We start from the raw sequence: 17,741 nt of genomic DNA, 5'->3' as shown, positions 1-17,741 counted from the left end.
TAGCCTGTCATTTAAGGCATAAAGCCAACATATGAAGGTGAATACCGACCCGGCCTGAGGAGGCAGTATGCATTATCAGCCGCAACGCGATCTGCTAAACGACCGCATAATTCTTGTTACTGGTGCCAGTGACGGCATCGGTAAAGAAGCCGCCCTGACCTACGCCCGCCACGGCGCGAACCTGATTTTGCTCGGACGCCAGGAAGCGAAATTACGCCAGGTCGCGCAGGCAATAAATGACGAAGGTCAGCAGGCACAATGGTTTACTCTGGATATGGCAACCTGTACGCCGGAAGAGTGCCAACAGTTGGCGGCAACAATCGCAGCCACCACGCCACGCCTTGATGGCGTGCTGCACAACGCCGGTTTACTGGGCGATGTTTGCCCGATGAGCGAACAGGATCCCGCAACCTGGGATGCCGTTATGCAGGTCAACGTCAACGCAACATTCTATCTTACGCAGGCGCTTCTTCCTTTATTACTCAAATCAGACAGCGGTTCGCTGGTGTTTACCTCTTCCAGCGTGGGGCGTCAGGGGCGCGCCAACTGGGGTGCTTATGCAGCGTCAAAATTCGCCACCGAGGGAATGATGCAGGTGCTGGCCGAAGAGTACCAGAACCGCCTGCGGGTCAACTGTATCAACCCGGGCGGCACGCGCACTAAAATGCGTGCCAGCGCCTTCCCGACAGAAGATCCGCAAAAACTCAAAACCCCCGCCGATATTATGCCGCTCTATTTGTGGCTGATGGGCGATGACAGCCGACGCAAAACCGGGATGAGCTTTGATGCACAACCCGGTCGTAAACCAGGGATTGCACAATGAGTGAAGAACGTTATCAGCAACGTCAACAGCGTGTAAAAGAACGCGTTGATGCACGCGTCGTCGCCGCGCAGGACGAACGTGGAATTATTATTGTCTTCACCGGTAACGGCAAAGGCAAAACCACCGCAGCGTTTGGCACCGCCACGCGCGCTGTCGGACATGGGAAAAAGGTCGGCGTGATCCAGTTTATTAAAGGGACCTGGCCAAACGGCGAACGTAACCTGCTGGAGCCATTGGGTGTGGAATTTCAGGTCATGGCGACCGGTTTTACCTGGGACACGCAGAACCGTGAAAGTGACACAGCGGCTTGTCTGGCGGTGTGGCAGCACGCGGAGAAAATGCTGGCTGACCCTTCTCTGGACATGGTGCTGCTCGATGAGCTGACCTACATGGTGGCGTATGATTATTTGCCGCTGGAAACGGTGCTGAACGCGTTGCGCAACCGTCCGCCAATGCAAACGGTGATCATTACGGGACGCGGCTGCCACCGGGATATTCTGGAACTGGCAGATACGGTCAGTGAACTACGCCCGGTTAAACATGCTTTCGAAGCAGGTATTAAAGCGCAGATCGGTATTGATTATTGATGGCCATTCTGGGCTGGCGATAATGCAGGCCCGTTGACGAGCAGTGGTCAACGCAGGCGATAAAAAAGGGGCTTTCGCCCCTTTTTTGTTAATCGTTTTTGTTACGCGTACTGCCAGGACGGCGAGTGCCGCCAGGCTGGCTGTGGCGCTTCACGGCACGACGGATCTGATTTGCTTTCATGCGGCGACGATCTTTCTCTACCGCCACTTTTGATTGCGTTTCCGCTTCCAGACCAACCAGTTCGCGCAAATAGTTGGTTTGCGCCAGATCCAGCTCCGTCCAGCCGCCGCGCGGCAGACCTTTCGGCAGCGGGATATCACCGTAACGGACGCGGATCAGGCGGCTAACCTGAACACCCACCGCTTCCCACAGGCGACGCACTTCGCGGTTACGCCCTTCGGTCAGGGTCACGTTGTACCACTGGTTAATCCCTTCACCACCGCTGAATTTGATGGTTTTAAATGCCGCCTGGCCGTCTTCCAGTTGCACACCGCGCGCGAGATCGCGCAGCTTCGCATCGTCCACTTCACCAAATACGCGCACGGCGTATTCGCGCTCAACTTCACGGCTCGGGTGCATCAGGCGGTTCGCCAGCTCACCGTCGGTGGTAAACAGCAACAAACCGCAGGTATTGACGTCGAGACGACCAACAGCAATCCAGCGCGCACCGCGCAGTTTTGGCAGACGATCAAATACCGTCGGGCGGCCTTCAGGATCGTTGCGGGTACAGAGCTCGCCTTCGGGTTTGTAGTACGCCAGCACACGACAAATCTGCTCGACGGACTCTTTCACCGAAATGAGATGACCATCGATACGAATTTTCAGCCCCGGCGTCACTTCAACGCGGTCGCCCAGGGTAGCGATTTTACCGTCCACGCTGACGCGGCCAGCTTCAATAATAGATTCGATCTCACGGCGGGAGCCGTGGCCAGCTCGCGCCAGCACTTTCTGTAGTTTTTCGCTCATAGAGCATCCTTAGGTGTCGCCTTCACAGGCGTCGAATAGGGTCATCAGTCCGGCGAAGCCGCTGCTGAAATGGCCGCGTAGTATAGCGGCTTGCGCCACTATAGGAAAGGCTTAACGTCACCAACGCCTTCGCGGAGCACCACCGGCGTGTCATCGGTTAAGTCTATCACCGTTGTCGGCTGCTGCCCGAGATAGCCGCCGTGGATGATCAGATCAACGACTTTTTCCAGGCGATCCTTGATTTCATCAGGGTCCGATTCGGTAAAATCGCTGCCCGGCAGCATTAATGACGTCGAAAGCATCGGCTCATTGAGCGCTTCCAGCAGCGCCAGCGCAATCGGGTTTGACGGTACGCGCAGCCCGATGGTTTTGCGTTTTTCCTGCAATAAACGACGCGGCACCTCTTTTGTCCCTTTCAGGATAAAGGTGTAATTACCGGGCGTATTATTTTTAATCAGACGAAACGCCACGTTATCAACGAATGAATAGGTCGACAGTTCAGATAGATCGCGGCACATCAGCGTGAAGTTGTGGCCATCCGGCAGATGACGGATGCGACAAATCCGCTCCATCGCGCCTTTATCCTCGATTTTGCACCCCAGCGCATACCCGGAGTCGGTGGGATAAACAATCACACCGCCCTTACGCACGATCTCCACCGCCTGATTAATTAATCGCGGTTGTGGGTTTTCCGGATGAATATAAAAAAACTGACTCATACTTCCCTCTCTTTCGTTTTACCGCGGCTGCTCCCATTTCAGCCAGACACCTTCAACACCGGCCGGTAGCCAGAGTTTGCGCCCCAGTTCAATCCACGGACAGGGCTGATGGAAATCCGATCCTTGCGACGCCAGCAAACCATACTGACGGGCATACACGGCGAGCTGCGATCGTTCATTGGGAGCCTGCTGGCATTGGGCAACTTCCATCGCCTCTCCGCCGCGTTCAGCAAAATGCGCCAGCAGTCTTTTCAGCCATTTAGCGGAAAGGTTATAACGACCAGGATGAGCCAATACCGCCGTTCCGCCAGAATGATGAATGACTTCAATAGCTTGTTCTATTGTACACCACTGCGGCGGAACATATCCCGTTTTCCCGCGCGCAAGATATTTTTTAAAAACATCGGCGATGTTACTGGCCTTACCCTGCTCAACCAGAAAGCGGGCAAAGTGACCACGCGTCACGCTCGCGCCCTGTGCCAGCCGCTGTGCACCTTCCCACGCGCCGGGAATATGCGCTTTTTCCAGACGCTCGGCAATCAGTTGCGCGCGCTGAATACGACGCGCGGACTGCTGCTGCAAAAATTCGCCCATCGCCGGGTGATCGATATCGATATTCAGACCCACGATATGGATTTCATGATTTTCCCAGACGGTAGAGATTTCCACGCCATTAATGAGTTCCAGCGCCAGCCCGGCGCGGGCAATTTCAGCCCGTGCCGCAGTGATTGCAGCTGTGGTATCGTGATCGGTAATGGCCAGCGTGCCCACGCGCATTTCTACCGCGCGATGTACCAGTTGTTCCGGGGAAAGCAGGCCGTCAGAGGCGCTGGTGTGGCTATGCAGGTCATAAATTATGGCGTAATTCGTGTCGCTCAAAGCGGCTCCGTAGATTTTCAGGACATCTGTTTGCGCCCTATCATAACGGTTAGCCAACTTTTTCTGAAATCGAGGGTTGACTTTCTTTCCATGAACCAGTTAACTAGTACGCAAGTTCACACGACAAGGTATCGCAACAATGAATGCACATTTCTCTGTTACTCGCTGGTGGCGCACTCCCTGAACAGGGCTGTGAGATCACGTGCGCATTCAGCATACCGATACCCGGCCCGCTCACTCAGCGGGCTTTTTTTTGAACAAATTTATGAGAGCGACTATGCAAACGCAAAAACCAGCACTCGAACTTCTGACCAGCAACGCCGCATACCGCGACAATCCGACGGCGCTGTTCCACCAATTATGCGGCGATCGCCCGGCCACGTTGCTGCTGGAATCCGCCGATATCGACAGCAAGAATGATTTAAAAAGCCTGCTGCTGGTCGATAGCGCGCTGCGCATTACCGCGCTGGGTGACACTGTCACTATTAAGGCGCTCACCGCCAACGGCGCTTCCCTGCTAAATCTGCTCGATGCGGCGCTGCCCGCCGGGGTTGAAAACACCGTGCTGACGGATGGCCGCGAATTGCGTTTCCCGTCGGTCAGCACGCTACTGGATGAAGATGCCCGCCTGTGCTCGCTCTCGGTATTTGACGCTTTCCGACTGCTGCAAACGCTGGTGGGCGTCCCGGCAGATGAACGCGAAGCGATGTTTTTCGGCGGCTTGTTTGCCTATGACCTGGTCGCCGGTTTTGAAGATTTACCGCAGCTTGCCCACGATCGTCGCTGCCCGGATTACTGCTTCTATCTCGCGGAAACATTACTGGTGATCGACCACCAGAAAAAACAAACACGTATCCAGGCGAGCGTATTCAGCCAGGATGCCAGCGAAAAAGCACGCCTGCTTGAGCGTATTAATGTCCTGCGCCAACAATTGGATCTACCCGCAGAGCCGCTGCCGGTGCAAACCGTTGCGCATATGCGCTGCGAGACCAATCAAAGCGATGAAGAGTACGGCGCCGTTGTTCGGGAGATGCAGAAAGCGATTCGCAGCGGCGAAATTTTCCAGGTTGTCCCGTCGCGCCGCTTTACGCTGCCTTGCCCTTCGCCGCTGGCCGCTTATGAAGTGCTGAAAAAGAGCAACCCCAGCCCGTATATGTTTTTCATGCAGGACGATGATTTCGCCCTGTTCGGCGCATCGCCGGAAAGCTCACTGAAATACGACGCCAGCAACCGTCAGATTGAGATCTACCCCATCGCCGGAACGCGCCCGCGCGGTCGTCGCCCGGATGGTTCGCTGGATCGCGATCTCGACAGCCGTATCGAACTCGATATGCGTACCGACCATAAAGAACTTTCTGAGCACCTGATGCTGGTCGATCTGGCGCGTAACGATCTGGCGCGCATCTGTACACCAGGTAGCCGTTATGTTGCCGACCTGACAAAAGTGGATCGTTACTCCTACGTTATGCACCTGGTTTCCCGCGTGGTGGGTGAATTGCGTCAGGATCTGGATGTGCTGCACGCTTACCGCGCCTGCATGAACATGGGAACGCTTAGCGGCGCACCGAAAGTCCGCGCCATGCAACTGATTGCCCAGGCCGAAGGGGCTCGACGCGGCAGCTATGGCGGCGCTGTCGGTTACTTCACCGCTCACGGCGATCTGGATACCTGCATTGTCATTCGTTCTGCGTGGGTTGAAGACGGTATTGCCACCGTTCAGGCCGGAGCAGGCGTGGTACTGGATTCTGTACCGCAGTCTGAAGCCGATGAAACCCGTAATAAAGCTCGCGCGGTTCTGCGCGCCATTGCCACCGCACACCACGCACAGGAGACGTTCTGATGGCTGACATTCTGCTGCTCGATAATATCGACTCTTTTACTTACAACCTGGCGGATCAGCTGCGTGCAAGTGGACATAATGTGGTGATTTATCGCAACCATGTACCCGCACAAACCTTAATTGACCGTCTGGCAACGATGCAAAATCCGGTGCTGATGCTGTCACCGGGTCCGGGCGCGCCATCAGAAGCGGGCTGTATGCCGGAACTGTTAACGCGTCTGCGCGGCAAGTTGCCGATTATCGGTATCTGCCTTGGACACCAGGCGATTGTCGAGGCGTACGGCGGCTATGTCGGCCAGGCCGGTGAAATCCTGCACGGCAAAGCCTCCAGTATTGAACATGATGGTCAGGCGATGTTTGCCGGTTTAAGCAATCCACTGCCGGTGGCACGTTACCATTCGCTGGTTGGCAGCAATATTCCCGCCGGATTGACCATCAATGCGCATTTCAACGGTATGGTGATGGCGGTACGTCACGACGCGGATCGCGTCTGCGGCTTCCAGTTCCACCCGGAATCGATCCTCACCACGCAAGGCGCGCGTCTGCTGGAGCAGACGCTGGCCTGGGCGTTGCAGAAACTGGAGCAGAGCAACACGCTGCAACCGATTCTGGAGAAACTTTACCAGGCGCAAACCCTCAGCCAGCAAGAGAGCCACCAGCTCTTCTCGGCGGTGGTGCGCGGCGAGCTGAAGCCTGAACAACTGGCCGCAGCGCTGGTCAGTATGAAGATCCGCGGCGAGCACCCGAATGAAATTGCCGGTGCGGCTACGGCGCTGCTGGAAAATGCCGCCCCCTTCCCGCGCCCGGATTATCCGTTCGCGGATATCGTCGGCACCGGCGGCGATGGCAGCAACAGTATCAATATTTCCACCGCCAGCGCGTTTGTCGCTGCCGCGTGCGGGCTGAAGGTCGCTAAACACGGCAACCGCAGCGTTTCCAGCCGTTCAGGCTCATCCGATCTGCTGGCCGCATTTGGTATTAATCTGGATATGAATGCCGACAAATCGCGCAGCGCGCTGGATGAACTTGGCGTCTGCTTCCTGTTCGCGCCGAAATACCACACCGGTTTCCGCCACGCGATGCCGGTACGTCAGCAGTTGAAAACCCGCACCCTGTTTAACGTGCTGGGGCCGCTCATCAACCCGGCGCATCCGCCGCTGGCGTTGATTGGCGTTTACAGCCCGGAGCTGGTGCTGCCGATTGCGGAAACCCTGCGCGTTCTCGGTTATCAGCGTGCAGCCGTCGTGCATAGCGGCGGAATGGATGAAGTGTCATTACATGCGCCGACACTTGTTGCAGAGCTCAATAATGGTGAAATTAAAAGTTACCAGTTGAGTGCCGAAGACTTCGGCCTGACGCCTTATCATCAGGAACAGCTTGCGGGCGGCACGCCGGAAGAAAACCGTGACATTCTGACGCGCTTATTACAAGGTAAAGGCGAAACTGCTCATGAAGCCGCGGTGGCCGCCAACGTTGCGATGCTGATGCGTCTGCACGGCAACGAAGATTTACGGGCCAACGCGCAGAAAGTACTGGATGTGCTGCACAGCGGAGCAGCCTACGACAAAGTCACCGCACTTGCGGCAAGAGGATAAAAGATGCAGACCGTTTTAGCGAAAATCGTCGCCGACAAAGCCGTATGGGTTGCGGCGCGTAAGGAGCAACAACCGCTAGCCAGTTTCCAGAACGACGTCGTGCCGAGTACGCGCAGCTTCTACGATGCCCTGCAAGGAACACGGACCGCCTTTATTCTGGAGTGCAAAAAAGCGTCGCCGTCCAAAGGCGTTATCCGTGACGATTTCGATCCGGCGCGCATCGCCGGCGTTTACAAACATCACGCTTCGGCGATTTCCGTCCTGACCGATGAGAAATATTTCCAGGGCAGTTTCGATTTTCTGCCCATCGTCAGCGCCATCGCGCCGCAGCCGATCCTGTGCAAAGATTTTATTATCGACCCGTATCAGATCTATCTGGCGCGTCACTACCAGGCCGATGCCTGCCTGTTGATGCTGTCAGTGCTGGATGACGAACAGTACCGCCAGCTTGCTGCCGTGGCGCACAGCCTGAAGATGGGCGTGCTGACTGAAGTAAGCAACGAAGAAGAGCTGCAACGCGCCATTGCGCTAGAAGCGAAAGTGGTTGGCATTAATAACCGCGATCTGCGTGATCTGTCGATTGATCTCAACCGTACCCGCCAGCTTGCGCCACGTCTGGGTAAAGGCGTCACGGTGATCAGCGAGTCCGGCATTAATACCTACGCCCAGGTTCGCGAACTGAGCCACTTTGCCAATGGTTTCCTGATCGGTTCGGCGCTGATGTCTCATGACGATCTGGATGCCGCCGTGAAACGCGTGCTGCTCGGCGAGAACAAAGTTTGCGGATTGACTCGCGCCGAAGATGCGCGCGCCGCCCATGAAGCGGGCGCGATTTACGGTGGATTGATTTTTGTCGCCTCCTCGCCGCGCGCCGTTTCCGATGAACAGGCGCAGGCAGTAATGCAGGGTGCGCCGCTGCAATATGTCGGCGTGTTCCGTAACGCCCCGGTTGAAGATGTGGTGGCGAAAGCGCAAGCGCTGGCACTCTCTGCGGTGCAGTTACACGGCAGCGAAGATCAGGCCTACATTGATGCTCTGCGCGCGGTACTGCCTGCGCAGACGCAAATCTGGAAAGCGCTGAGCGTCAGCGACACCCTGCCGGCGCGCAACTTACAGCAGGTCGATAAATATCTCTTCGACAACGGCCAGGGCGGCAGTGGCCAAAGCTTCGACTGGTCACTGCTGGCCGGTGAACCGCTCGATAATGTGCTGCTGGCTGGCGGCCTGAGCGCAGATAATTGTGTGCAGGCGGCGAAAACCGGCTGTGCCGGACTCGATTTTAATTCAGGCGTGGAGTCGGAACCGGGTATTAAAGATGCCAGCAAACTGGCTTCGGTTTTCCGTACACTGCGTGCTTATTAAGGAAAGAAGAGAATGACGACACTATTGAACCCATGGTTTGGCGAGTTTGGCGGCATGTTTGTTCCACAGATCCTGATGCCTGCCCTGCGCCAACTGGAAGAAGCGTTTGTCAGCGCCCAGAGCGATGCGGATTTTCAGCGCCAGTTTAACGATCTGCTGAAAAACTACGCCGGACGTCCTACTGCGCTAACAAAATGCCAGAACCTGACGGCCGGTACCCGCACCACGCTGTACCTGAAACGTGAAGATCTGCTGCACGGCGGCGCGCACAAAACCAACCAGGTTCTCGGTCAGGCGCTGCTGGCAAAACGGATGGGCAAAACCGAAATCATCGCAGAAACCGGCGCGGGGCAACATGGCGTTGCATCAGCGCTGGCCAGTGCCTTGCTCGGCCTGAAGTGCCGCATCTATATGGGTGCAAAAGATGTTGAGCGCCAGTCGCCGAACGTCTTCCGTATGCGTCTGATGGGCGCAGAAGTGATCCCGGTACACAGCGGTTCCGCCACGCTGAAAGACGCCTGTAACGAAGCGCTGCGCGACTGGTCCGGCAGCTACGAAACCGCCCACTATATGCTCGGTACTGCCGCTGGCCCACACCCGTTCCCGACCATTGTGCGCGAATTCCAGCGCATGATCGGCGAAGAGACCAAAGCGCAGATCCTCGAAAAAGAGGGGCGTCTGCCGGATGCGGTGATCGCCTGCGTTGGCGGCGGCTCCAATGCTATTGGCATGTTTGCCGATTTTATCGATGAAACCGGCGTTGGCCTGATTGGCGTTGAACCGGCCGGTCACGGTATTGAAACCGGCGAACACGGCGCGCCGCTGAAGCACGGCCGCGTGGGCATCTATTTCGGCATGAAATCGCCGATGATGCAGACCGATGAAGGCCAGATTGAAGAATCTTACTCTATCTCCGCCGGGCTGGATTTCCCGTCTGTCGGGCCGCAGCATGCGTACCTCAACAGCATTGGGCGCGCTGATTATGTGTCGATTACTGACGACGAAGCGCTGGACGCTTTCCAGATGCTGAGCCGCCATGAAGGGATTATTCCGGCGCTGGAATCTTCGCATGCCCTCGCGCACGCGCTGAAAATGATGCGCGAAAACCCGGATAAAGAGCAGTTGCTGGTCGTTAACCTTTCCGGCCGCGGCGATAAAGACATCTTCACCGTACATGACATCCTGAAAGCACGAGGGGAAATCTGATGGAACGCTACGACAACCTGTTTAAACGGCTCGCCGACCGGAAAGAAGGCGCTTTCGTTCCCTTCGTTACGCTGGGCGATCCGTCGCCGGAACAGTCACTGAAAATTATCGATACGCTGATCGAAGCCGGCGCGGACGCGCTGGAGCTGGGGATTCCCTTCTCCGATCCGCTGGCCGACGGCCCGACAATCCAGGGCGCGACCCTGCGCGCTTTCGCCGCTGGCGTTACGCCGACCCAGTGCTTTGAAATACTGGCGACCATTCGCCAGAAGCATCCGACCATTCCAATTGGCCTGCTGATGTACGCCAACCTGGTGTTCAGCGGCGGCATTGATGAGTTTTATGCCAAATGCGAAAAAGTCGGTGTCGATTCCGTGCTGGTGGCCGATGTGCCCATTGAAGAGTCTGCACCTTTCCGTCAGGCGGCGATGCGCCACAATGTTGCGCCAATCTTTATCTGCCCGCCGAATGCCGATGATGAACTGCTGCGCCAGATTGCCTCTTATGGTCGCGGTTATACCTATCTGCTGTCACGGGCTGGCGTGACCGGTGCGGAAAACCGTGCAGCGCTGCCGTTGCATCACCTGGTGGAAAAACTGAAGGAATACCACGCTGCGCCGCCGTTGCAGGGTTTTGGTATCTCTGCGCCGGATCAGGTCACCGCTGCCGTGAACGCAGGCGCTGCGGGCGCGATTTCTGGTTCGGCGATTGTCAAAATCATCGAAAAAAATCTGCAAAACCCCACCGCGATGCTGGCTGAGCTGAAAGCGTTTGTTCAGAGCCTGAAAGCCGCTACGCTGCCACGTTAATCCTGTTGCCGCCTGTTCGCTCAGGCGGCCTCTTCTTGCTTCAGTAGTGTCTGCGCATATTTCTGGACCAACCGGAACAGCGCCTGAACATCATCGGGTTCCCAGCCGTCGAATGACGCATTCATCAGCCGCTGCCGCGCGGCGTCAATTTTCATTGTCATCGCTTTGCCTTCTTCGCTGATGGTGAGCTCGCTCACTCGTTTGTCCTGCGGCTGACTTTTTTTCACCACCAGCCCGGCCTGCTCCAGTTTTTTCACCTGACGGCTTACCGTGGTGTAATCCCGTCCGACGCGGTTAGCCAGGTCAACTACACCGATGGGGCCAAAACGTTCAACCGTCACCAGCAGCGGAAACAACACCTGATCAAGGGTGATTTCCGCCGCGCGCATCAGCGCCATATCGCGTAACGGATGATTCATCACGCCAATAATAGTGAGTAACGCGCGATGGAAATCATCGATGTCGTAATTAATATGTGCATTTTGCATATAAATTCCTGATGGTGTAGAGTGGCAATCTCAATATGTGCATTTTACACATAAACCCTGACGGAGAGAATTCTATGTACGCAGCCATTGTCCACCAGACCAACCTACCCCCACGTTATGCCAGCTTCGCCATGCCTGAAGCCCGGCAGGACGAGTGCCTGATCACCGTTAACGCCGCCGCGATAAGTCATGTGGTGAAAAGCCGCGCATCAGGCCAGCATTACAGTTTTGACGGTACGTTACCCTTTGTACCGGGTATTGATGGCGTCGGCACCCGACCAGACGGCCAGCGGGTCTGGTTTGCCTTCCCGCGCTCGCCGTGGGGTAGCATGGCAGAGTTTGCGCCAGTCGCCGAACAGCACTGCATCCCTCTGGCGGATGAGCTGGACAGCATCAGCGCCGCAGCGATGGCCAATCCGGGTATGTCAGCCTGGGCCGCACTGGTAACCCGCGCGGGCCTCCGTCGCGGCGAAACGGTGTTAATCAATGGCGCAACGGGCAGCGCCGGACAACTTGCGGTGCAGATTGCCCGCTACCTCGGCGCGGGGAAAATTATCGTCACCGGGCGTAATGCCGCCGTTTTGCACAGTCTTGGCGCGGATTACACAATCAATCTGACGGATGAGAGCGACGCGCTGCGCCAGCAATTCGCTCGCGCCTTCGCGACTCCTGTCGATGTAGTGGTTGATTATTTATGGGGCAGTAGCGCCGAACTGATTCTCACCGCCGCCGCGAAGGCGAAATCGCCAACCCGCTTTGTGCAGGTAGGTGCGCTTTCCGGGCAAGATATCTGTTTGTCCGGTGCCTGGCTGCGCGCGGCACCGATCCAGATGATGGGTAGCGGCATCGGCAGTTTATCGTTACCTCAGTTGCTGCAGGCCACCGCAGAGATGTTCGCCGTGGCGGTACCGGCGCAACTGCGTATTGCCACCACGCCTGCGCCTCTGAGTGACGTTGAAACGGCCTGGCAGCGAGATGACAGCCAGAAAAGAACCGTTTTTGTTATCAGCTAATGGTAACCCATTGTTAAAAGGTTCATATTTTCTGTGGAATAATGACCGCGACGCGGGTTACACAGAGAATGAATTGATGAGCGACACTCCTTCCTCCTGGCCGCGGCGCTGGATCGCGCTGCTGCTGACTGGCCTGCTTTCCGGCGCGTCAGGCATGCTGATTGCGCTACTGCTGCATGAAATCCAGCATCTGGTGTTCGGTTACAGCCAGCAATCACTGATTGGCGGCGCGCCGTTTCTGCAAGGCGTCACCGATGCCAGCAACCTGCGCCGCTTTGCCGCATTGACCGGCGCCGGTGTGATTGCTGGCTGCGGCTGGTGGTTGCTGGCGAGATATGGCAAGCCCCGGGTAAGCGTTACGGCGGCGCTCGGCGAAAAGGGTTGCCAGATGCCTGCGAGCACCACAATCTGCCATGCCCTGTTACAGGTGGTGACGGTGGCGATGGGCTCGCCGCTGGGACGTGAAAGCGCGCCGCGGGAAGTGGGCGCGCTGTTTGGCGGCAGCATTGCCCGGCGTAGCGGCCTTAATGAGCAGGAAACCCGGCTGGTGATCGCCTGTGGTGCAGGAGCCGGGCTGGCGGCGGTTTATAACGTTCCGCTGGCCGGTGCGATTTTCACGCTGGAAGTGCTGCTGGTGACCATCGCCTGGGATGCGGTGATCGCCGCAACGGTCAGCTCCGCGCTGGCGGCGTTTGTCGCCTCGCTGGTGCTGGGCAACGAACGACAGTACCAATTTATTGCGCCACCCGCGCCAGTGTCATTAATCGTTTGGGCGGCGCTCTCCGGCCCACTGTTCGGTTATGCCGCCTGCCAGTTTCGCCGCATGACGCGGCATGCGCGCGGCCAGGCGAAAAGCAACTGGCAGATGCCGCTGTTCTGCATCCTGGCCTTTGCCTGCCTGGGCTTGTTCTCCATCTGGTTTCCGCAACTTCCGGGCAACGGCCGCGGGCCGGTGCAGCTCAGTTTTGGCGGCGGTGTCACTCTGCCGCTGGCAGCCATGCTGATTGGCCTGAAAGTAGTGAGTATCTGGATGGTGCTACGCAGCGGCGCGGAGGGCGGCCTGCTGACACCCGGTCTGGCGATTGGCGCACTGCTGGGCGCGCTGATGTTTCTGCTTGTCGGCCCCTTCTTCCCTGGCGGCAGTATGGCGGAATTTGCTCTCACCGGCGGTGCCGCGTTTCTGGCGTCGTCCATGCAGATGCCGCTGACCGCCATTGTCCTGTTGATGGAATTCACCGGCATGGACTTCAGCTTTTTTATCCCTCTCACACTGTGTGTGGCTGGCGCGTATATGACCTGCCGCTACGTAGAGTGATCCCGACGTCTGAATTACCGATGCAGTGACTAAATGGATTTGGCGGTATAAGAGCCACGAACGCAGAGATAAACGGGGAAACTGGCCGCAAGCGGGGCCAGTTTCCAGCCGGACTCAGAAACGATAACCCGCAGAGAACATAAATACCCACGGATCCAGGCGAGTACTGACACTCTGCTGAGCGCCATTGGCTTTGAAACGCACGTCCGTATCGATATCCATATACCAGACCGACATATTGATTAACCAGTTGCGGTTGATCAGATAGTCCAGCCCCACTTGCCCTGCCGCGCCCCACGAATCTTTCAGGCTCAGATCGGAAAGCCCGGCTTCTTTACCGGTGTCGTTAAATTTTTCGTCAAAGAAAGTGGTGTAGTTAATACCCGCACCAATATACGGACGGAATTTGCTTTTCGGATCACCAAAGTACCACTGCGCCATCAGCGAAGGCGGCAAATGATGCACGGTTGCGATATCGCCCGTAGGACCGGTGCCTACGCGGTGGCGGAACGGCGTCGCAGCCAGCAGTTCAATACCCACGTTGTCCGTTGCCATCCAGGTCATCGTCACACCCAACTGGGTGTTATTGCTGACATTAAAACTGCCAAGACTTCCCAGAACATTATCCGAACCTGCCGTTGGACGGACAGTAGCGGAACCGGCACGAATAAAGAATTCGCCCGCGTCATGCGCATACGCGCCGCCGGAAAGCGAACTCAGGACTAATGCTGCCACAGCTAATTTTTTCATATCCACTCCATGATTGAGGTTTTTATCGCGGCGTGAATATACCCATAATTGAGTACAAAGTGATCCAACCCAGATCACACTTAATCCCGTAATTTAACATTCATTGATCTGAGATAATTTTCAATTTGATGCCATCTCCTTAATTTTTGTATTTAAATCAATTTTCACTTTTTCAGGCATGAAAAAATTTCCACCTTAGCCATCTTGTACGCCAGCAAACGCAGAGATAATTTAGTGGCCTGACAATTCGTCTTGATACGTTGTGAAGTGCAGGTGTGCTATGAGTGATCTCAATCCGTGCATGTCGTGCGGAGCATGTTGTGCGTATTTTCGTGTCTCTTTTTACTGGGCTGAAGCGGATGACGCTGGCGGCCCTGTCCCGGCTCAACTTACAGAGCCAGTAACTCCCTTTTTACGCTGTATGAGCGGCACCAATCAGAAGCAGAGCCGCTGCGTGGCGCTGGAAGGTACCCCCGGCGAATCAGTCCGTTGCAGCATCTATGAAGGAAGGCCGTCACCCTGCCGGGAATTCGCGATGTCTGGCGAGAATGGCGAAGTGAATGAAGCCTGCGATCGCGCCCGCGCACGTTACGGATTAGCGCCTCTTTACAAAGATATGCTTTTCCATACAAGCCATGATGCTGCCACTGAGCCACTATTCGGGGTACAATCGCCGACAATTTAATACCGCAATACTCAAGGAGAGTGCATGTCTATCACGGCGAAGTCCGTTTACCGTGACACGGGGAATTTTTTTCGTAATCAGTTGATTACCATTTTGCTGATTGCGCTGCTGTGCGCATTTATCACCGCAGTCATTGGGCACGCGTTTTCGCCTACTGACGAACAACTCTCCATTTTAACCCAAGGGGATAACCTGGCAGGCAGCGTCGGTTTGTTTGAACTGGTGCAAAACATGACGCCAGAGCAACAGCAGGTGCTGCTGCGCGCCTCGGCCGCATCAACGTTTTCCGGGCTTATCGGCAACGCGATTCTGGCAGGCGGCGTTTTACTGCTGATCCAGATGGTTTCTGCCGGTCAACGCGTCAGTGCGCTGCGCGCGATTGGTGCCAGCGCGCCGGTGCTGCCAAAGCTGTTTTTACTGATCCTGTTGACCACTTTTATGGTGCAGATTGGCATTATGTTTATCATTGTTCCGGGCGTGATTCTGGCGATTCTGCTCTCCTTCGCCCCCGTCATGCTGGTACAGGATAAAGTGGGGATTTTCGCCGCCATGCGCAGCAGTATGCGTTTGAGCTGGCAAAATATGCGGCTGGTAGCTCCGGCGGTCATAAGCTGGCTGCTGGCAAAAACAGCGCTGTTAATGTTCGCGCACAATTTCGCGGTTCTCACCCCGGAAGTGGGCGCAGTTATCGCGAATACAATCAGCAATTTGATCTCGGCGGCGCTGCTTATTTATCTGTTCCGCCTTTATATGCTGATGCGCTAATGATTGTTCCGGCAGCCCTGTCAGGGTTGCCCCTGTTTATGGAATCCTAGAATGAAGCAGTTTCTTGATTTTCTTCCGCTGGCGCTCTTTTTCGCGGTTTACAAGCTTTACGATATTTTTGCCGCGACCAAGGTATTGATTATTGCCTCGGCCATCGTGCTGATTTATTGCTGGATCCGTTACCGCAAAGTGGAAAAAGTGGCGTTAATCACGTTTGTGCTGGTCGCCGTGTTTGGCGGATTGACCATCAAATTCCACGACGTTGAGTTTATTAAGTGGAAAGTCACGGTGATTTACGGTCTGTTTGCCGTCGCGCTGCTGTTCAGCCAGTTGGTAATGAAGAAAACCCTCATCCAGAGCATGCTCGGGAAAGAGCTGACGCTGCCTGCGGTCGTCTGGTCACGGCTGAACATCGCCTGGGCGCTGTTCTTTATCGCTTGCGGGCTGGCGAATATCTATATTGCTTTCTGGCTGCCGTTTGATGTTTGGGTCAATTTCAAAGTGTTTGGCCTGACGATTCTGACGCTGGTGTTTACCGTGCTCAGCGGTATTTACATCTACCGCCATATGCCACAGCAGGATGATAACTCCTGAAAACTGAAGCCAGGCCAACGCCTGGCTTTTTTCTTTCCGAACGCCCCGTATTCGTAGTAGCATCCCGCCAGAAATCCCTCATCACAGAAGAGATAATAATGACCACCATTCAGGAGACTCCTCAGGGAGAACTTGTTTTACGCACATTAGCAATGCCAGCGGATACCAATGCTAACGGAGATATTTTCGGCGGCTGGTTGATGTCACAAATGGATATGGGGGGCGCAATCCTGGCAAAAGAGATTGCGCACGGACGCGTAGTCACCGTGCGGGTGGATGGCATGACCTTCCTCCGTCCGGTTGCCGTCGGCGACGTGGTGTGCTGCTATGCGCGCTGCGTGAAACGCGGGAATACTTCCGTCAGCATCAATATCGAAGTGTGGGTGAAAAAAGTCTCTTCTGAGCCAATTGGGCAGCGTTACAAAGCCACCGAAGCGCTGTTTATCTATGTCGCGGTTGATAAAGAAGGGAAACCTCGCCCGCTACCGCAGCAGTCATAAAAAAAGCCTCCGTCAGGAGGCTTTTTTTATTCCATTGACGCCCCGCCGTTCAGGCGGAACACAACATTGACTATCAGTCCTGAACCCGGTTTTCCGGCTTCGTAGCGCCATTTCCGCATGGCCGCTTTCACTTCACGCTCAAACATGTTTGCTGGTTGCGCCGACAGAACTTCAATATTCTCGACGCGACCATCGGCCGTAACATCAAATTTCACCCGCACACGACCTTCAATGCGCAACGCCTGGGCACGCGCCGGATATTGTGGCTGGTTACGACTCAACGCGCGCGGACCGGCCGGCACGGACGGCGCTGGCGTGGAGGACGCCGACGGTGTCGGATTCGCCACCGGGCGTGCTGGCGCGTTGTTGTTAAACGGTGATTCCGGATGCGGCTGTGCTGGTTTAACCTCCTGCTTCGGCTGCTCGACCTTTTTCTCCGGTTTCGGCTTTGGCTTCGGCTTAGGTTTCGGTTTTGGCTTTTCAATCACCACAGGGGCTTCTTTTGGCGGCTCGACTACCGGTTCCGGTTCGGGCTCTGGCTCCGGTTCGACGACGGGTTGTGGCGGTTGTGCTACCTGCGGCGGTTCGAGTTCAGCCGGTGTCACCATCGTCACAGAGATAGGCTGTGCGGGTGCGGGCAATTCAACAACCTGATGTACCGATGTATAGAGCAGACCTGCCACGACGGCTCCGTGAATAGCGACGGACAACAGCGTCGGCCAGGGAAAGCGGCGAGGTAAATCAAGGGTCATTGAAGTCATAATCATGTCAGTTAAAAAACCAGGGTTCAATTTTAAATGCAAATAGCAATCATATTCAACAAGCCATCGCATTGGCCCATCAT

General features: G+C 55.9%; 18 protein-coding genes, 1 pseudogene and 1 other annotated feature. Of the genes and pseudogenes, 13 read left to right on the top strand and 6 right to left on the bottom strand.

Annotated features, from left to right (window positions below; all coding sequences use genetic code 11):
* Positions 1-67: 67 nt before the first annotated feature.
* Together AWR26_RS12000 and cobO are read left to right on the top strand one after the other, a co-directional pair.
* Positions 68-823 carry a YciK family oxidoreductase gene (locus tag AWR26_RS12000; protein WP_064566065.1) on the top strand — a complete coding sequence of 252 codons (756 nt, stop codon included), beginning with the start codon at positions 68-70 and terminating at the stop codon, positions 821-823.
* The gene (gene cobO, locus AWR26_RS11995) at positions 820-1,410 is read left to right on the top strand and encodes a cob(I)yrinic acid a,c-diamide adenosyltransferase (protein WP_064566063.1); all 591 of its coding nucleotides are present in this window, start codon (positions 820-822) and stop codon (positions 1,408-1,410) included. The genes AWR26_RS12000 and cobO overlap by 4 nt, the downstream gene beginning before the upstream one ends.
* Before the next feature lie 88 nt (positions 1,411-1,498).
* Here the strand turns inward: cobO and rluB are convergent, their stop codons facing one another.
* From rluB to rnm, 3 genes and pseudogenes are all read right to left on the bottom strand, one after another.
* Positions 1,499-2,377 (bottom strand): 23S rRNA pseudouridine(2605) synthase RluB, encoded by an 879-nt coding sequence (gene rluB / locus AWR26_RS11990; protein ID WP_064566061.1) that lies wholly within the window; start codon positions 2,375-2,377, stop codon positions 1,499-1,501.
* A 98-nt stretch (positions 2,378-2,475) separates the two neighbouring features.
* Positions 2,476-3,096: an L-threonylcarbamoyladenylate synthase gene (locus tag AWR26_RS11985; protein ID WP_064566058.1), complete on the bottom strand. Its 621-nt coding sequence runs from the start codon at positions 3,094-3,096 to the stop codon at positions 2,476-2,478.
* Positions 3,093-3,975: pseudogene (gene rnm, locus AWR26_RS11980) on the bottom strand (RNase RNM). Before rnm ends, AWR26_RS11985 begins: the two are co-directional and overlap by 4 nt.
* 160 nt (positions 3,976-4,135) lie before the next feature.
* Positions 4,136-4,230 (top strand) — a sequence feature (Trp leader region).
* 22 nt (positions 4,231-4,252) lie between these two features.
* Between rnm and AWR26_RS11975 the strand changes: the two are divergent.
* Genes AWR26_RS11975 through trpA form a run of 5 tightly spaced genes read left to right on the top strand, consistent with a single transcriptional unit; the run spans position 4,253 to position 10,787 of the window.
* Positions 4,253-5,815: an anthranilate synthase component 1 gene (locus tag AWR26_RS11975; protein ID WP_064566055.1), complete on the top strand. Its 1,563-nt coding sequence runs from the start codon at positions 4,253-4,255 to the stop codon at positions 5,813-5,815.
* Complete coding sequence (trpD, locus tag AWR26_RS11970; RefSeq protein WP_043953485.1) at positions 5,815-7,410, top strand: bifunctional anthranilate synthase glutamate amidotransferase component TrpG/anthranilate phosphoribosyltransferase TrpD; 1,596 nt, start codon at positions 5,815-5,817, stop codon at positions 7,408-7,410. The genes AWR26_RS11975 and trpD overlap by 1 nt, the downstream gene beginning before the upstream one ends.
* A gap of 3 nt (positions 7,411-7,413) precedes the next feature.
* The gene (gene trpCF / locus AWR26_RS11965; protein WP_064566053.1) at positions 7,414-8,772 is read left to right on the top strand and encodes a bifunctional indole-3-glycerol-phosphate synthase TrpC/phosphoribosylanthranilate isomerase TrpF; all 1,359 of its coding nucleotides are present in this window, start codon (positions 7,414-7,416) and stop codon (positions 8,770-8,772) included.
* A 12-nt stretch (positions 8,773-8,784) separates the two neighbouring features.
* Entirely contained in the window at positions 8,785-9,978 is a 1,194-nt protein-coding gene (gene trpB / locus AWR26_RS11960; RefSeq protein ID WP_064566050.1) for a tryptophan synthase subunit beta, read from the top strand.
* The gene (gene trpA, locus AWR26_RS11955; protein ID WP_064566048.1) at positions 9,978-10,787 is read left to right on the top strand and encodes a tryptophan synthase subunit alpha; all 810 of its coding nucleotides are present in this window, start codon (positions 9,978-9,980) and stop codon (positions 10,785-10,787) included. Before trpB ends, trpA begins: the two co-directional genes overlap by 1 nt.
* 20 nt (positions 10,788-10,807) lie before the next feature.
* Here trpA and AWR26_RS11950 read toward each other — a convergent pair whose 3' ends face one another.
* The gene (locus AWR26_RS11950; RefSeq protein WP_064566047.1) at positions 10,808-11,275 is read right to left on the bottom strand and encodes a MarR family winged helix-turn-helix transcriptional regulator; all 468 of its coding nucleotides are present in this window, start codon (positions 11,273-11,275) and stop codon (positions 10,808-10,810) included.
* A 74-nt stretch (positions 11,276-11,349) separates the two neighbouring features.
* On the opposite strand from AWR26_RS11950, the gene AWR26_RS11945 reads away from it, so the two are divergent.
* Positions 11,350-12,288, top strand: a complete 939-nt coding sequence (locus AWR26_RS11945; protein WP_064566045.1) for a quinone oxidoreductase family protein — start codon at positions 11,350-11,352, stop codon at positions 12,286-12,288.
* 10 nt (positions 12,289-12,298) lie between these two features.
* Positions 12,299-13,603, top strand: coding sequence for a chloride channel protein (locus AWR26_RS11940; protein ID WP_082934099.1), 1,305 nt, complete (start codon positions 12,299-12,301; stop codon positions 13,601-13,603).
* Positions 13,604-13,717: 114 nt separating this feature from the next.
* Here AWR26_RS11940 and ompW read toward each other — a convergent pair whose 3' ends face one another.
* Positions 13,718-14,353 carry an outer membrane protein OmpW gene (gene ompW / locus AWR26_RS11935; RefSeq protein WP_043953478.1) on the bottom strand — a complete coding sequence of 212 codons (636 nt, stop codon included), beginning with the start codon at positions 14,351-14,353 and terminating at the stop codon, positions 13,718-13,720.
* A 280-nt stretch (positions 14,354-14,633) separates the two neighbouring features.
* Between ompW and AWR26_RS11930 the strand changes: the two genes are divergently transcribed.
* From AWR26_RS11930 to yciA, 4 genes are all read left to right on the top strand, one after another.
* Complete coding sequence (locus AWR26_RS11930; protein ID WP_071892693.1) at positions 14,634-15,038, top strand: YkgJ family cysteine cluster protein; 405 nt, start codon at positions 14,634-14,636, stop codon at positions 15,036-15,038.
* Between the two features lie 24 nt (positions 15,039-15,062).
* Complete coding sequence (locus AWR26_RS11925; RefSeq protein WP_064566044.1) at positions 15,063-15,803, top strand: YciC family protein; 741 nt, start codon at positions 15,063-15,065, stop codon at positions 15,801-15,803.
* 51 nt (positions 15,804-15,854) lie between these two features.
* Positions 15,855-16,397, top strand: coding sequence for a septation protein A (locus AWR26_RS11920; protein WP_043953476.1), 543 nt, complete (start codon positions 15,855-15,857; stop codon positions 16,395-16,397).
* 98 nt (positions 16,398-16,495) lie between these two features.
* Positions 16,496-16,897: an acyl-CoA thioester hydrolase YciA gene (gene yciA, locus AWR26_RS11915; protein WP_064566042.1), complete on the top strand. Its 402-nt coding sequence runs from the start codon at positions 16,496-16,498 to the stop codon at positions 16,895-16,897.
* A gap of 26 nt (positions 16,898-16,923) precedes the next feature.
* Here yciA and tonB read toward each other — a convergent pair whose 3' ends face one another.
* Positions 16,924-17,649 carry a TonB system transport protein TonB gene (tonB, locus tag AWR26_RS11910; protein ID WP_064569002.1) on the bottom strand — a complete coding sequence of 242 codons (726 nt, stop codon included), beginning with the start codon at positions 17,647-17,649 and terminating at the stop codon, positions 16,924-16,926.
* Positions 17,650-17,741 lie beyond the last annotated feature (92 nt).

Origin of the sequence: Kosakonia oryzae (assembly GCF_001658025.2) — a bacterium.
Lineage (GTDB): Bacteria > Pseudomonadota > Gammaproteobacteria > Enterobacterales > Enterobacteriaceae > Kosakonia > Kosakonia oryzae.
This window is presented reverse-complemented; position numbering and strand designations above follow the sequence as displayed.

Coding starts and splice junctions, on each gene's coding strand:
- AWR26_RS12000 (WP_064566065.1), top strand. CDS start 68: ATGCATTATCAGCCGCAACGCGATCTGCTAAACGACCGCATAATTCTT.
- cobO (WP_064566063.1), top strand. CDS start 820: ATGAGTGAAGAACGTTATCAGCAACGTCAACAGCGTGTAAAAGAACGC.
- rluB (WP_064566061.1), bottom strand. CDS start 2,377: ATGAGCGAAAAACTACAGAAAGTGCTGGCGCGAGCTGGCCACGGCTCC.
- AWR26_RS11985 (WP_064566058.1), bottom strand. CDS start 3,096: ATGAGTCAGTTTTTTTATATTCATCCGGAAAACCCACAACCGCGATTA.
- AWR26_RS11975 (WP_064566055.1), top strand. CDS start 4,253: ATGCAAACGCAAAAACCAGCACTCGAACTTCTGACCAGCAACGCCGCA.
- trpD (WP_043953485.1), top strand. CDS start 5,815: ATGGCTGACATTCTGCTGCTCGATAATATCGACTCTTTTACTTACAAC.
- trpCF (WP_064566053.1), top strand. CDS start 7,414: ATGCAGACCGTTTTAGCGAAAATCGTCGCCGACAAAGCCGTATGGGTT.
- trpB (WP_064566050.1), top strand. CDS start 8,785: ATGACGACACTATTGAACCCATGGTTTGGCGAGTTTGGCGGCATGTTT.
- trpA (WP_064566048.1), top strand. CDS start 9,978: ATGGAACGCTACGACAACCTGTTTAAACGGCTCGCCGACCGGAAAGAA.
- AWR26_RS11950 (WP_064566047.1), bottom strand. CDS start 11,275: ATGCAAAATGCACATATTAATTACGACATCGATGATTTCCATCGCGCG.
- AWR26_RS11945 (WP_064566045.1), top strand. CDS start 11,350: ATGTACGCAGCCATTGTCCACCAGACCAACCTACCCCCACGTTATGCC.
- ompW (WP_043953478.1), bottom strand. CDS start 14,353: ATGAAAAAATTAGCTGTGGCAGCATTAGTCCTGAGTTCGCTTTCCGGC.
- AWR26_RS11930 (WP_071892693.1), top strand. CDS start 14,634: ATGAGTGATCTCAATCCGTGCATGTCGTGCGGAGCATGTTGTGCGTAT.
- AWR26_RS11925 (WP_064566044.1), top strand. CDS start 15,063: ATGTCTATCACGGCGAAGTCCGTTTACCGTGACACGGGGAATTTTTTT.
- AWR26_RS11920 (WP_043953476.1), top strand. CDS start 15,855: ATGAAGCAGTTTCTTGATTTTCTTCCGCTGGCGCTCTTTTTCGCGGTT.
- yciA (WP_064566042.1), top strand. CDS start 16,496: ATGACCACCATTCAGGAGACTCCTCAGGGAGAACTTGTTTTACGCACA.
- tonB (WP_064569002.1), bottom strand. CDS start 17,649: ATGACCCTTGATTTACCTCGCCGCTTTCCCTGGCCGACGCTGTTGTCC.